Source organism: Paraburkholderia sp. RL17-347-BIC-D (assembly GCF_046027915.1).
In the GTDB taxonomy this organism is placed as follows: domain Bacteria; phylum Pseudomonadota; class Gammaproteobacteria; order Burkholderiales; family Burkholderiaceae; genus Paraburkholderia.
Map to the genome: position 1 here is coordinate 1 of NZ_JARESS010000252.1, position 434 is coordinate 434.

The window sequence follows — 434 nt, forward strand, 5'->3', positions numbered from 1 at the left end:
AGCGAGCGGCAGTGGGGGACAGTGCGAGAGGACTACAGCGACAACGGCGATGCCTGGAACTACTTCACCCATGACCATTCCCGCTCACGTGCCTATAGGTGGGGCGAGGACGGGCTCGGCGGACTCTGCGACGAGAGGCAGCAGCTGTGCTTTGCGCTTGCGTTGTGGAACGAGCGCGATCCGATCTTGAAGGAGCGCCTCTTCGGCCTCACCAACAGCGAGGGCAACCATGGCGAGGACGTCAAGGAATATTACTTCTACCTCGACAGCACGCCCACCCACTCCTACATGAAGTACCTCTATAAGTACCCGCAGCGAGAATATCCCTATCGGGACTTGATCGAGACCAACCGGAGGCGATCGCGGGAGGAGTTCGAGTACGAACTGCTCGACACCGGTGTCTTCGATGATGACCGGTATTTCGATGTGTTCGT

Annotated in this window: 1 pseudogene; it reads left to right on the forward strand. The window is 58.5% G+C overall.

The annotated features are described in order from the left end of the window. A pseudogene (locus P0D96_RS48430) lies at positions 1–434 on the forward strand (MGH1-like glycoside hydrolase domain-containing protein); the annotation flags it as partial.